Raw genomic sequence first — 11755 nt, forward strand, 5'->3', positions numbered from 1 at the left:
CATGCCCGCCCGGATCGTCCTGCTCGTCACCTCGCCCCGACTGCCGGCCGGGCTGCTGACCGCGGCAGCCTGGGACGTCGTACGCCGGCATCCGGTGCTGGCGGGGGCGCAGAGCGAGCTGACGACGGCGGTCCGCGCGGCGGGCGCCGAGGTCACGGTGGTCGACGGCCGGGCCACGCAGGCGCTGCTCGACGCGGCGGCGGCACACGGTGTCGCCGTGTGGCTGGCCGGCCCGGCCGGCGACGAGTCGCTGGCCCGCGAGCTGGGCCTGCGGCTGGCACGTGAGCCCGGCCTGGCCGAGCTGGAGCTGATGTACGGCTCGTGGGACCCGCCGGGCGCCCGGCTGCTCGACGCGGTGGCGGTGATGGACCGGCTGGCCTCCCCGGGCGGCGACCCGTGGAAGCGGGCGCAGACCCACCGCAGCCTCGCCGGCTTCCTGCTGGAGGAGTGCTACGAGGCGTACGACGCGATCGGCGCGGGCGACACCGACGCGCTGCGCGAGGAGCTGGGCGACGTGCTGCTCCAGGTGGTGCTGCACGCCCGGCTCGCCGAGGAGCTGCCCGAGGGGGAGCGGTGGAGCGTCGACGACGTGGCCGGCGGGCTGGTCGACAAGATGGTCCGGCGCAACCCGCACGTCTTCGCCGACGCCGAGGCGGGCACGCTGGAGGAGATCGAGGCGAGCTGGGAGCGGATCAAGCGGGCCGAGAAGGCACGTGACTCGGTGCTGGACGGCATCGCGCTGAGCCAGCCCGCCCTCGCCCTGGCCGCCAAGATCCTGGAACGCGCCGGCCGGGTCGGGCTCGCCGTGCCGCCGCCCCTCGCGGAGTCCCAGGTGGACCCGGAGGCGAGGCTCGGCGCGAGCCTGCTCGCCACGGTCGCGGCGGCCCGCGAGGCGGGCCTGGACCCGGAGGCGGCCCTGCGCCGCGCCGCTCTCGCCTACGCTGACGCCGTGCGGACCGCCGAACGCCGGTAGGGTCGGCGGGTGGAATCGTTTGTGCCGCTCGCGGAGCGGATCGTCGACGCGTTGCTGGAGAGTCGGCCCGGGCTGGCGACCGCCACCGGGGACCACCGGCACGACGACCGGCTGCCGGATCTCTCCGCCGAGGCGGTCGCGGCCGACCAGGCCATGCTGAAGGAGGCCGCGGACGCGCTCGCCGAGCTCGACCCGGACGCCCTGGATGCCGAGGAACGCGTCGACCACGCGCTGCTCACCTCGTTCGTGGACCGGGAGCTGTTCGAGTCCGGCGACATCCGCGCCCACGAGTGGGACCCGCTGCGGCACAACCCCGGGCCGCTGCTGCACGCGCTGCTCGCCCGCCCGTACGCCCCGGTCGAGGTCCGGCTGACCAGCCTGGCCGGCCGGCTCGCCGCCGTACCGGACGCGCTGGCGACCGCGCGCGCGACGCTGCGCGACATGCCGCGGATCCACGCCGAGACGGCGGTCGGGCAGTTCACCGGCACGGCGGCGCTGGTCCGCGACGAGGTGCCGGCGCTGCTCGCGCAGGCCCCCGCCCGGTACGACCGGGTGGAGCCGGCCGCCACGGCGGCGATCGCGGCACTGGAGGAGTTCGTCGCGTGGCTGCGCCAGGGTCTGGCCGCCGACGCCGGCCCCGGGCGGGACCCGCGGCTGGGCCGCCGCCGCTGGGAGGCGCGGCTCTGGCACACCCTCGACACGGAGCTGGGCGCCGCCGAGATCCAGCGCCGGGCCTGGGCCAACCTGGACCGGGTCGGCGAGGAGATCCGCGCGGCGGCCGTCGAGCTGGTCGGCGGCCCGGCCGACGACGAGACGGTACGCCGCGCGCTGGACCTGCTGGCCGCCGAGCACCCGGACGACCACACGATCGTGGACCTGGCCTCGGTCGCCCTGGACGAGGCGACCGACTTCGTCCGCCTCCACGACCTGGTCACCCTGGTCGACGACCCGTGCGTGATCCAGGAGATGCCCCGGTTCGCCCGGGGCGTGGCGGTCGCCTACTGCGACTCGCCCGGCCCCCTGGAGACGGCGGACGTGCCGACCTTCTACTGCATCGCCCCCACCCCGGCGGACTGGCCCGCACACCGGGTCGAGTCGTTCTACCGGGAGTACAACGACCACATGATCCGCAACCTGACGGTGCACGAGGCGATGCCGGGGCACTTCCTCCAACTCGCCCACGCCCGCCGGCACGTTGGCCCCACCCGGGTGCGGGCGCTGACCGAGTCGGGGCCCTTCATCGAGGGCTGGGCGGTCTACACCGAGGAGCTGATGGCCGGCCTCGGCTTCGGCGGCCTGCCGGTGCGGTTGCAGCAGCTCAAGATGCAGCTGCGGATGACCATCAACGCGCTGCTGGACCAGCTCGTGCACTGCGAGGAACTGCCGGAGGCCGAGGCGATGGCGCTGATGACCGGGCGCGGCTTCCAGGAGGAGGGCGAGGCGGGCGGCAAGTGGCGTCGCGCGCTGCTCACCTCGACGCAGCTCTCCACGTACTTCGTCGGCTACAGCGAGGTGGCCGGGATCGCCGCCGCCCGCCCGGCCGGCGTGTCGGTACGCGAGTGGCACGACGCGATGCTCGCCCACGACTGCCCGCCCCCGCGCCACCTGCGTACCCTGCTCGGCGTGTGACGGAGGGCCCTCGCCGACGGCGCGGCCCGGCGGCCGGCGGGTTCGGTCACGAACTGGCGGGACGGCGGCGGTCCACGACGCCGGCGTCGGGCGGGAGGTCGAACACGGAGCCGTCGACCGTCTCGCGGTAGCGGCTCAGCGCCAGCTCGACCTCGCGGCCGTCGACCTGGCCGGTGAAGCTGCCCAGCACCCCGTCGGTGGTCACGCAGGCGGTGAAGTCGCCGGCGGACTGCTCCACGTCGACGCAGGTGGCGTGGTGGCCGGCGAGGGTGGTGTCGCTCTGGTCGATCACCGCCTCCGGGTCGAGCGCGGCGGTGGTGAGCATTCCCACGACGATCGGCGGCGTCACCAGGCCGCGCTGCTTGGCCTCGGCGAACATGGTCACCGTGGGCTTCGCGTTGGGCGCGGGCGGGGCCTCCAGGGTGCAGGTCGCGCGGCCGGCGGCGGTCTGGCAGCGGGTCGTCGCCTCCGGGGTGACGGTGAGCTTGCCGCCGGGCCAGGTGTACGCGGAGCGGGCCGGGTCCTGGGCCTGGGCCATGGTGGCGGTCTGCCCGCCGGGAAGCTGGTAGTCGGCGGAGTAGGTCAGCTCCAGCGCCCGGTCGAGCCGGGCGGCCAGGTCGTTCACCAGGTCGGACCGCCCGATCGCCCGACCGGCGTCGTCGAGGGTCTGACAACCGGTCACCGTGAGCGACGCGATGACCGACACGGCGAGCAAGCGGAGGGTGGTCGAGGCGGCGGGCATGGCCACCAGCCTCGCCGATCGGGCCAACCGCGCGCAAACCCGTTGCCGGTTGAGGCACGAGAATCCGGGAATGTCCGTCCAAAGCCTTGCCCGGCGGCAGGTTCCGGGTGGGGCCGGCGAGCGCCCGGACCGCCCGCGTTCGAGCGTTGCCCGATACGCTGCGTTCAACAACTGCCTCAGCCGCACCGTCGCGGCCCATACCGGACCGGAACACACAAACGAGGAGCGACTCAGTGGCAACCATCGAGGGAATCGTCGCGCGGGAGATTCTGGACTCGCGGGGCAACCCGACCGTCGAGGTCGAGGTCGGGCTCGACGACGGCACGATCGCCCGGGCGGCGGTGCCCTCCGGCGCCTCCACGGGCGCCTTCGAGGCGATCGAGCTGCGCGACGGTGACGCCGACCGCTACCAGGGCAAGGGCGTCGAGGAGGCGGTCTCGAACATCGAGGACAAGATCGTCGACGAGCTGATCGGCTACGAGGCCAGCGAGCAGCGGCTGATCGACCAGAAGATGCTCGACGTCGACGGCACCGACAGCAAGTCCGAGCTGGGCGCGAACGCCATCCTCGGCGTCTCCCTCGCGGTGGCCAAGGCGGCGGCCGGCAGCGCCGAGCTCAGCCTCTTCCGCTACCTGGGCGGCCCGAACGCGCACCTGCTGCCGGTGCCGATGATGAACATCCTCAACGGCGGCGCGCACGCGGACTCGAACGTCGACATCCAGGAGTTCATGATCGCGCCGATCGGCGCGCCCAGCTTCCGCGAGGCGCTGCGCTCCGGCGCGGAGGTCTACCACGCGCTGAAGTCGGTGCTGAAGAAGAAGGAGCTCTCCACCGGTCTCGGCGACGAGGGCGGTTTCGCGCCGAACCTGCCCACCAACGCCGCCGCCCTGGACCTGATCGCCGAGGCGGTGGAGAAGGCCGGCTACCGGCTCGGCACCGACATCGTCCTCGCGCTCGACGTGGCCGCCACGGAGTTCTTCGACAACGGCACCTACACCTTCGAGGGCGCCGCGAAGACCGCCGAGGAGATGAGCAACTACTACACCAAGCTCGCCGGCGACTACCCGATCGTGTCGATCGAGGACCCGCTGGCCGAGGACGACTGGACCGGCTGGCAGACGCTGACCGCCTCGCTCGGCGACCGCGTCCAGATCGTCGGCGACGACCTGTTCGTCACCAACCCGCAGCGCATCGCCCGCGGCATCGCCGAGAAGGCCGCCAACGCGGTCCTCGTCAAGGTCAACCAGATCGGTTCGCTGACCGAGACCCTCGACGCGGTGGACCTGGCCCACCGGGCCGGCTTCAAGTGCATGATGAGCCACCGCTCCGGCGAGACCGAGGACACCACCATCGCGGACCTGGCGGTGGCCACCGGCTGCGGTCAGATCAAGACCGGCGCCCCGGCCCGCTCGGACCGGGTCGCGAAGTACAACCAGCTCCTGCGGATCGAGGAGGAGCTGGCCGACGCGGCGCGGTACGCCGGGGCGGGCGCGTTCCCGCGCTACCGTTCCGCCTGAGACGCGCGAGGCCTCGGGGGAGGGGTGTGACGATGCAGCAGCGCCGCACACCGGGCGGTCAGCGCCCCGCCCGCCGGCCGGGTCACACCGGCCGGCCGGGCGGGGCCCGGGGCGCCCGGACGTCGGTCCGCGAGGGCGGCGTCCGCGCCGATTCGCGGGCGACGGCCGGTCGCGCGCCGGGGGCGTCCCGGGGCGCGGAGGGCGTACGCTCCGCGAGCCGGCCCGCCGCGGCCCGTCGGACGGCCGCCGGCACCGTCAAGCGGCTCTCCGCACCCCGCTCCCGGGGCTTCACCGGGCGGGCCACCGTGCTCTTCGCGGTGCTGATCGCGCTCGCCCTGGCCTACACCTATCCGGTGCGCGTCTACCTCGACCAGCAGGCCGACATCGAGCGGATGGAGGCCTCCCAGGCCGCCCAGCGGGAGGCCATCGAGGAACTCGCCGAGCGGGCGGCCAAGTGGCAGGACCCGGAATACATCAAGATCCAGGCCAGGGAGCGGTTCTTCATGGGGCCCCCGGGCGAGACGCTGCTGGTGGTGCTCTCCGACCCGGAGGGCGCCGCCCGGGACGCCGGTTCGTCGGCCCCGTCGGCGCCCGTCACCCCCGCCTCCTGGTACGACACCCTCTGGTCGAGCGTGCAGGCCGCCAACGGCGAGCAGCCCGACAAGTGAGCGGCACCCGAGCATCGAACGAGGAACCAGCATCGTGACTGTCGTACCACCGCAGGAGCCAGCGGCGGACTCCGTACCACCGCCGAAGCGCGAGCCGGCCACCGAGGCCGACCTGGCCGCGGTGGCCGCGCAGCTCGGACGCCCGCCCCGCGGCACCCGGGCGGTGGCCCACCGCTGCCCCTGCGGCCTGCCGGACGTGGTGGAGACGACCCCCCGACTGGCCGACGGCACCCCCTTCCCGACCCTGTTCTATCTGACCTGCCCCCGGGCGACGGCGGCGTGCAGCCGGCTGGAGTCGGCGGGGCTGATGAAGGAGATGGCGGACCGGATGGCCGCCGACCCGGAGCTGGCCGCGCGCTACCGCGCCGCGCACGAGGACTACCTGGCCCGCCGGGACGCGATCGGCGAGGTGTCGGAGATCGCCGGCATCTCGGCCGGCGGGATGCCCGGGCGGGTCAAGTGCCTGCACGTGCACCTCGGGCACGCGCTCGGCGCCGGGCCGGGGGTGAACCCGTTCGGCGACGAGACGCTTGAGCTGGTGGAGAAGTGGTGGGCGGCCGGGCCCTGCGTGGCCGTGCCGGCGGCGGACTGAGCATGGCGGGCACCGACGGGGGCGCGGCGGGGGCCGACGAGATCGTGGTGCGGCGTGCCCGCACCTCGGACGTGCGCGGCATCCGGCGGCTCGTCGACACCTACACCGACGACCGGAGGCTGCTCAGCAAGGCCACCGTGACCCTCTACGAGGACGTGCAGGAGTTCCGGGTCGCGGTCCGCGCGGGCGACGGCGCGGTGGTGGGCTGCGGCGCGTTGCACGTCATGTGGGAGGACCTGGCCGAGATCCGGACGGTGGCGGTCGACCCGTCCTGCCGGGGGCGCAAGCTCGGCCACCGGATCGTCGCGGAGCTGATCGACGGCGCCCGCGAGCTGGGGGTGGCCCGGATCTTCGTGCTCACCTTCGAGACCCGGTTCTTCGGCTCGTTCGGGTTCACCGAGATCGACGGCGCGCCCGTGCCGCATCCGGTCTACGAGCAGTTGCTGCGCTCCTACGACGAGGGCGTCGCCGAGTTCCTCGACCTGGAGCGGGTGAAGCCGAACACCCTCGGCAACACCCGCATGCTGCTGCGGCTCTGAGTCGGCTCCGGCCGGGAACACACCCCCGCGGCGGACCTACCGTAGGGTTGCTGCCGTGACGACGCGTGTGGCCGCCATCGACTGCGGGACCAACTCGATCCGACTGCTGGTCGCCGACCTGCCCGACGCCTCGGCGGGGCCGGAGGCGCCGCTGGTCGACCTGAGCCGGCGGATGGAGATCGTCCGCCTCGGCCAGGGTGTCGACAGGACGGGCCGGCTGGCGCCGGAGGCGATCGAGCGCACCCGGGTCGCGCTGGCCTCGTACGCCGCCGAGATCGAGAAGCTGGGCGCGCAGCGGGTCCGGATGTGCGCCACGTCGGCGTCCCGGGACGCCTCCAACGCCGCCGAGTTCCGCGAGATGGTCGAGCGGACCCTGGGGGTCGCGCCAGAGGTGGTGACCGGCGACGAGGAGGCGCGGCTCTCCTTCACGGGGGCGGTGCGCGGGCTGCCCGCCGACGCGCGCGAGCCGTACCTGGTCGTCGACATCGGCGGCGGTTCGACCGAGTTCGTCGTCGGCACCCGCGCGGGCGGCGTCGAGGCGGCCATCTCGATGGACATCGGCTGCGTCCGGATGACCGAGCGGCACCTGCACGGCGATCCGCCGGGGCTGGACGAGGTCGCCGCCGCGCAGGCCGACGTCGCGGTCGCGGTGGACCGGGCGCTGGAGGCCGTGCCGGGCCGGCAGGCCGCCACGCTGGTCGGGCTCGCCGGGTCGGTCACCACCGTGGTCGCGATCGCCCAGGGCCTCGAAGAGTACGACCCGACCCGCATCCACCACGCGCGGGTGTCGTACGACGCGGTGGCCGACGTGACCGCCGACCTGCTCGGCAGGAGCCGGGAGCGGCGGCTGGCGATCCCGGTGATGCACCCGGGCCGGGCGGACGTGATCGGGGCGGGCGCCCTGGTGCTCCGGGTGATCATGGAGCGGGCGGGGATGGACTCGGTGGTCGCCTCCGAGCACGACATCCTCGACGGCATCGCCTGGTCGTTGGCCTGACCGGCAGTCGTACCGGGGTCGCAGCCTCACCAGCGAGGTGGCCGATCGCGAAGGGGAGCTGATGGGTTGCGCCGATGAGTCGGCGACCGGCAAACGTCCGGCTGGCTCGTCGTCAGCACGGGAGCGTGGTCGGCCCTGGCGGCGCTCGCCCTGACTCCGTACGGCACGGAGCTGCACCTCTGGTTGCTCGACTGAGCCAGCCGCCATCGCATCCCGAGCTAACGCACAGTAATGAACCCGCGATGTGACATACCGTGACGTCGCGTGTGGGCTGCGGCGGTAGCCGTTCGCGCCCTTTGCTCTGCAGCCACGGAGGCACCAGGCTGCTGATCAGCAGTTTTATGAATCGTGTTGGTTGGCGGGTGGTGGCGGAAGGTTACGTGCGGTCACTGGTGCGTCCATGGCTGCAGAGCAAAGCGGCTGGGGTGGGGATGGCCCCGGGCGGAGGATGCTACTGAACGTGATGGTTGCGAATAGAGGGTGCCGCGCCGCGTGCAATGCGTGGACACCACGCAACTGTTGAAGGGCGTACTGGATCTCGCGGTCCTCGCCGTGCTCCGCGAGGAGGACGGCTACGGCTACGACATCCTGCGCCGCCTGCGCGACGCCGGGTTGCAGGAGGTCGGCGACGCCTCGGTCTACGGCACGCTGCGCCGGCTCTACGCCGCCGGCCTGCTGACCACCTACGTCGTGCCGAGCGAGTCCGGCCCGCACCGCAAGTACTACTCGCTCAACGCCGCCGGCCGGGACCAGCTCATCCGCTCCGGCAAGCTCTGGCGCTCGTTCGCCACCACCATGGACGCACTGCTCGACGATCGGGGGATGGCGGCATGACCGTCACGGAGCAGGAGATCGCGGACTACGCCGCACGGGTCCGGGCCGCGCTGGCCGACCTGCCGCCGGCACACCGCGACGAGTTGACCGAGGACCTGCCGGAGCATCTGGCCGAGGTCGCCGCCGAGGCCGACGGCTCGCTCGTCGACCGGCTCGGCCAGCCCGAGGCGTACGCGGCCGAGCTGCGCGCCGCCGCCGGGGTCGGCGCCGCCGGCACCGGCGGGCGCCGCCTGGACCGTCGCCTCGGCGCCAGCGTGGACCGGCTCCGCGCGCGGGCGCACCGCTGGGACGTCCAACTCGGACCACCGCTCGGGTACGCCTCGGCCAGCGAGTTCCTCCGGCTGCTCCGGCCGGCGTGGTGGGTGCTGCGCGGCTACCTGGCCGCCATGCTCGTCACGGTGGTCACTACCGGCGACACGTTCGGCGTGCTGCCCGAGCTCAACGGCAGCCTGCTGGCCGGTCTGGTGCTGCTCGCCGGCAGCGTGCTCGCGTCGATCTGGCTCGGCCACCACACGCCGGGCCTGACCCGACCCAAGCGGCGGCTGCTGCACGCCGGCACGGCGGTGCTGGTGGTCTTCGGGCTGGTGGGCCTGGCGGACATGAACGACCGCGTCGGCAACGGCGACGTCAGCTACGAGCAGATCTCGATCGACGGCCGGTACGACCACATCCGGGACGTCTTCGTCTACGACCGCGAGGGCCGGCTGGTGGAGAACGCCCGGCTCTTCGACCAGAACGGCGATCCGATCCGGCTCGGCCACCCGACCTGTCTGGCTGACCTCTACGTGAACGGGACCGGCAACCCCCTGCTGTTCACGTATCCGTACTGTCCGCAGCAGGCGCCCTTCGCGCCCCGCGTGCCGGCCGGTTCCGAGGCCTGGACGGGCGTGCCACCGTTGCCGGCACCGGCAACGCCGGGCACGCCGGCCGAACCCGCGCCCGCCCCGAGCGGCACCCCGAGCCCGGGATCCACGCCGACGGATGCGCCGACGACTGCGCCGACCGCCACGCCGGCCCCGAGCCGGACGTGAAGCGGATCACCCGTGAACCTGGGAAATAGCTGAACGGATGAGTCCAGCGGGGCAACGCCTGTCGGCCCCGGTCGCTACGGTGTCGTCTGCTCACTCACCCCCCGGAAGGACATCGCGTGTCAGAGCAGGTCGCACCGCCCCCCGCGTCGGACGCCGCCCAGCCCCCGTCGGCCGTCCAGGCGCCACCCCCGGCGGAGCCCCAGGCCGAGAAGTCCGGCTCCAAGAAGCTGCTCGGCATCCTGGGCGCGATCGTCGTGTTCCTGGTCGTCCTGGCCCTCAAGTTCGGCATCGGCACGGCGATCGGCAACTTCTTCAACAAGGACGAGACCGCCGAGGCCAAGGCCGGCGACTGCATCGGCGAGCTGCCCGAGGTGACCGGCACCAAGGAGGAGAAGGTCGACGGCGCGAAGGTCGTCGAGTGCACCTCCACCGACGCCGTCTACAACGTCGTCGGCCGCGTCGACGGGCAGACCCAGGCGCAGGCCCGCTCGGGCGAGGCGTGCGGGCAGTACATCAAGGAGGGCCAGGAGGGCTACCTCTACTACAGCATCGAGCCGGGCAAGACCGGCTACCTGCTGTGCCTGACGAAGAAGGCCTGATCCTCCGGCACGACAGGACCGCCGACGGCGGCGCGGACATGGTCCGCGCCGCCGTCGGCGTCCGTGGGTACGGGCGGCGTACAGGAGGTGAATGCCACTGTTCCGGCGTCTTCCCCGGGGCGCTCACGGCGTGGCAGGCTACCGACACGTAGCAACACTGTGCGACCAGCCAACGATGACTGACCGCTAGGAGGACGGCCGATGGGCGAAATGGTGAGCTACCGCGGCAACGGAGGGACGAGCGAGGGGTATCTCGCGATACCCTCCGGCGGTGCTACCAGCCCTGCGGTCATCGTCATCCAGGACTGGTGGGGCCTGGTGCCGCACGTCCGGGCGGTCGTCGACCGCTTCGCCGAGGCCGGGTTCGTCGCCCTCGCCCCGGACTTCCGCCACGGCGGCCCGGCCAGCAAGCCCGACGAACCCCGGCAGATGTTGAACAGCCCGCAGATGGACGAGGCGGCGGCGGACATCGCCTTCGCGGCCGACTACCTCGCGGGACGGCCCGAGGTCGCCGGCAAGGTGGGCTGCGCGGGCTTCTGCGCCGGAGCGAGCCTGGCTCTCTGGGCGGCGACCCGCTCCGAGCGGATCGTCGCCACCACCGCCTTCTACCCCCGGTTGCCGTGGGACGGGATGCGCGCGGAGTGGGCCGACTACGCGGGCAAGGCGGCGCTCATCCACTGCTCCGAAGAGGACGGCACCTCCGCCGCCGACGGCGTGCGGACCGTCCGCCGAGCCATCGAGACCGCCGGCGGCACCTGCCAGACCTACGACTACCCCGGCACCTCGCACGCCTTCTTCAACGAGGACCGGCCGGAGAACTTCGACCAGCGCGCCGCCGCCACCGCCTGGGCCCGCACCCTCGAACTCTTCCGGGCCAAGCTTGGCTGAGCCCCGTACGCCCGCCGAGGTCCTCGCCCGCGCCGCGCGGGCGACCGGCCTGGCCGACCTCGACGCCGCCGTCGGCGACTGCTTCGCCTGCCCCCGGCTGGTGCGGTGGCGGGAGGAGGTGGCCCGCGTCCGCCGGGCGGCCTTCCGCGACCAGGAGTACTGGGGCCGGCCGGTGCCCGGTCTCGGCGTCGCCGGAGCGCGCATCGCCATCCTCGGCCTGGCGCCCGCCGCGCACGGCGGCAACCGCACGGGCCGGATCTTCACCGGCGACCGCTCCGGCGACGTGCTGTTCGCCGCGCTGCACCGGGCCGGGCTGGCCAACCAGCCGACCAGCGTCGCCGCCGACGACGGGCTGACCCTGCGCGACCTGCGGATCTTCTCCGCCGTGCGGTGTGCGCCGCCGGACAACAAGCCCACCCCCGACGAGCGGGACACGTGCGCGCCGTGGCTGCACCGCGAGGTGACGCTGATCCGGCCCACCCTGCGCGTCGTGGTCGCGCTGGGCGCGTTCGCCTGGGCCTCGTGGTGGCCGGTGCTACGCCAGGTGTACGGCCTGCGCCCGCCCAGCCCGCGACCGGCGTTCGGCCATGGGGCACACTGGTCCGGCACGGGCGCACCGGAGCTGCTCGGCTGCTACCACGTCAGCCAGCAGAACACCTTCACGGGGCGGCTGACACCAGGGATGCTGGACGATGTGTTCGCCCGGGCGAAGCAGCTGGCCGGGGTGGACTGAGGCGCGGGGGCGG

The 11755-nt window shown here is 73.6% G+C and carries 13 protein-coding genes; 12 read left to right on the forward strand and 1 reads right to left on the reverse strand.

Annotated features, from left to right (window positions below; all coding sequences use genetic code 11):
• Nucleotide 1: 1 nt before the first annotated feature.
• Nucleotides 2-973: a nucleoside triphosphate pyrophosphohydrolase gene (locus tag KBX06_RS15495; RefSeq protein ID WP_210835343.1), complete on the forward strand. Its 972-nt coding sequence runs from the start codon at nucleotides 2-4 to the stop codon at nucleotides 971-973.
• Nucleotides 974-982: 9 nt separating this feature from the next.
• Complete coding sequence (locus KBX06_RS15500; RefSeq protein ID WP_210835345.1) at nucleotides 983-2602, forward strand: DUF885 domain-containing protein; 1620 nt, start codon at nucleotides 983-985, stop codon at nucleotides 2600-2602.
• 46 nt (nucleotides 2603-2648) lie between these two features.
• On the opposite strand, the gene KBX06_RS15505 is transcribed toward KBX06_RS15500, so the two are convergent.
• Entirely contained in the window at nucleotides 2649-3344 is a 696-nt protein-coding gene (locus tag KBX06_RS15505) for a hypothetical protein (RefSeq protein WP_210835347.1), read from the reverse strand.
• Nucleotides 3345-3577: 233 nt separating this feature from the next.
• Here KBX06_RS15505 and eno point away from each other — a divergent pair, with 233 nt between their 5' ends.
• The 10 genes from eno to KBX06_RS15555 all read left to right on the forward strand — a co-directional run bounded on the left by eno (nucleotide 3578) and on the right by KBX06_RS15555 (nucleotide 11742).
• A complete protein-coding gene (eno, locus tag KBX06_RS15510) occupies nucleotides 3578-4861 on the forward strand; it encodes a phosphopyruvate hydratase (RefSeq protein ID WP_210835349.1) in 1284 nt (427 codons plus the stop codon).
• Between the two features lie 32 nt (nucleotides 4862-4893).
• Nucleotides 4894-5529, forward strand: coding sequence for a septum formation initiator family protein (locus tag KBX06_RS15515; protein ID WP_210835351.1), 636 nt, complete (start codon nucleotides 4894-4896; stop codon nucleotides 5527-5529).
• A gap of 34 nt (nucleotides 5530-5563) precedes the next feature.
• Nucleotides 5564-6121, forward strand: coding sequence for a DUF501 domain-containing protein (locus KBX06_RS15520; protein WP_210835352.1), 558 nt, complete (start codon nucleotides 5564-5566; stop codon nucleotides 6119-6121).
• Between the two features lie 2 nt (nucleotides 6122-6123).
• A complete protein-coding gene (locus KBX06_RS15525; protein WP_210835353.1) occupies nucleotides 6124-6660 on the forward strand; it encodes an amino-acid N-acetyltransferase in 537 nt (178 codons plus the stop codon).
• Between the two features lie 67 nt (nucleotides 6661-6727).
• Nucleotides 6728-7657: a Ppx/GppA phosphatase family protein gene (locus KBX06_RS15530; RefSeq protein ID WP_210835626.1), complete on the forward strand. Its 930-nt coding sequence runs from the start codon at nucleotides 6728-6730 to the stop codon at nucleotides 7655-7657.
• Between the two features lie 501 nt (nucleotides 7658-8158).
• Nucleotides 8159-8491 carry a PadR family transcriptional regulator gene (locus KBX06_RS15535; RefSeq protein WP_210835357.1) on the forward strand — a complete coding sequence of 111 codons (333 nt, stop codon included), beginning with the start codon at nucleotides 8159-8161 and terminating at the stop codon, nucleotides 8489-8491.
• Nucleotides 8488-9522: a hypothetical protein gene (locus tag KBX06_RS15540; RefSeq protein ID WP_210835360.1), complete on the forward strand. Its 1035-nt coding sequence runs from the start codon at nucleotides 8488-8490 to the stop codon at nucleotides 9520-9522. The genes KBX06_RS15535 and KBX06_RS15540 overlap by 4 nt, the downstream gene beginning before the upstream one ends.
• 116 nt (nucleotides 9523-9638) lie before the next feature.
• Nucleotides 9639-10121 carry a hypothetical protein gene (locus KBX06_RS15545; protein ID WP_307854643.1) on the forward strand — a complete coding sequence of 161 codons (483 nt, stop codon included), beginning with the start codon at nucleotides 9639-9641 and terminating at the stop codon, nucleotides 10119-10121.
• A gap of 201 nt (nucleotides 10122-10322) precedes the next feature.
• Nucleotides 10323-11009 carry a dienelactone hydrolase family protein gene (locus KBX06_RS15550; RefSeq protein ID WP_210835362.1) on the forward strand — a complete coding sequence of 229 codons (687 nt, stop codon included), beginning with the start codon at nucleotides 10323-10325 and terminating at the stop codon, nucleotides 11007-11009.
• A complete protein-coding gene (locus KBX06_RS15555) occupies nucleotides 11002-11742 on the forward strand; it encodes a uracil-DNA glycosylase (RefSeq protein ID WP_210835364.1) in 741 nt (246 codons plus the stop codon). Before KBX06_RS15550 ends, KBX06_RS15555 begins: the two co-directional genes overlap by 8 nt.
• The last annotated feature ends 13 nt before the right edge of the window (nucleotides 11743-11755 follow it).

Source organism: Micromonospora sp. C31 (genome assembly GCF_018070575.1).
GTDB lineage: Bacteria > Actinomycetota > Actinomycetes > Mycobacteriales > Micromonosporaceae > Micromonospora.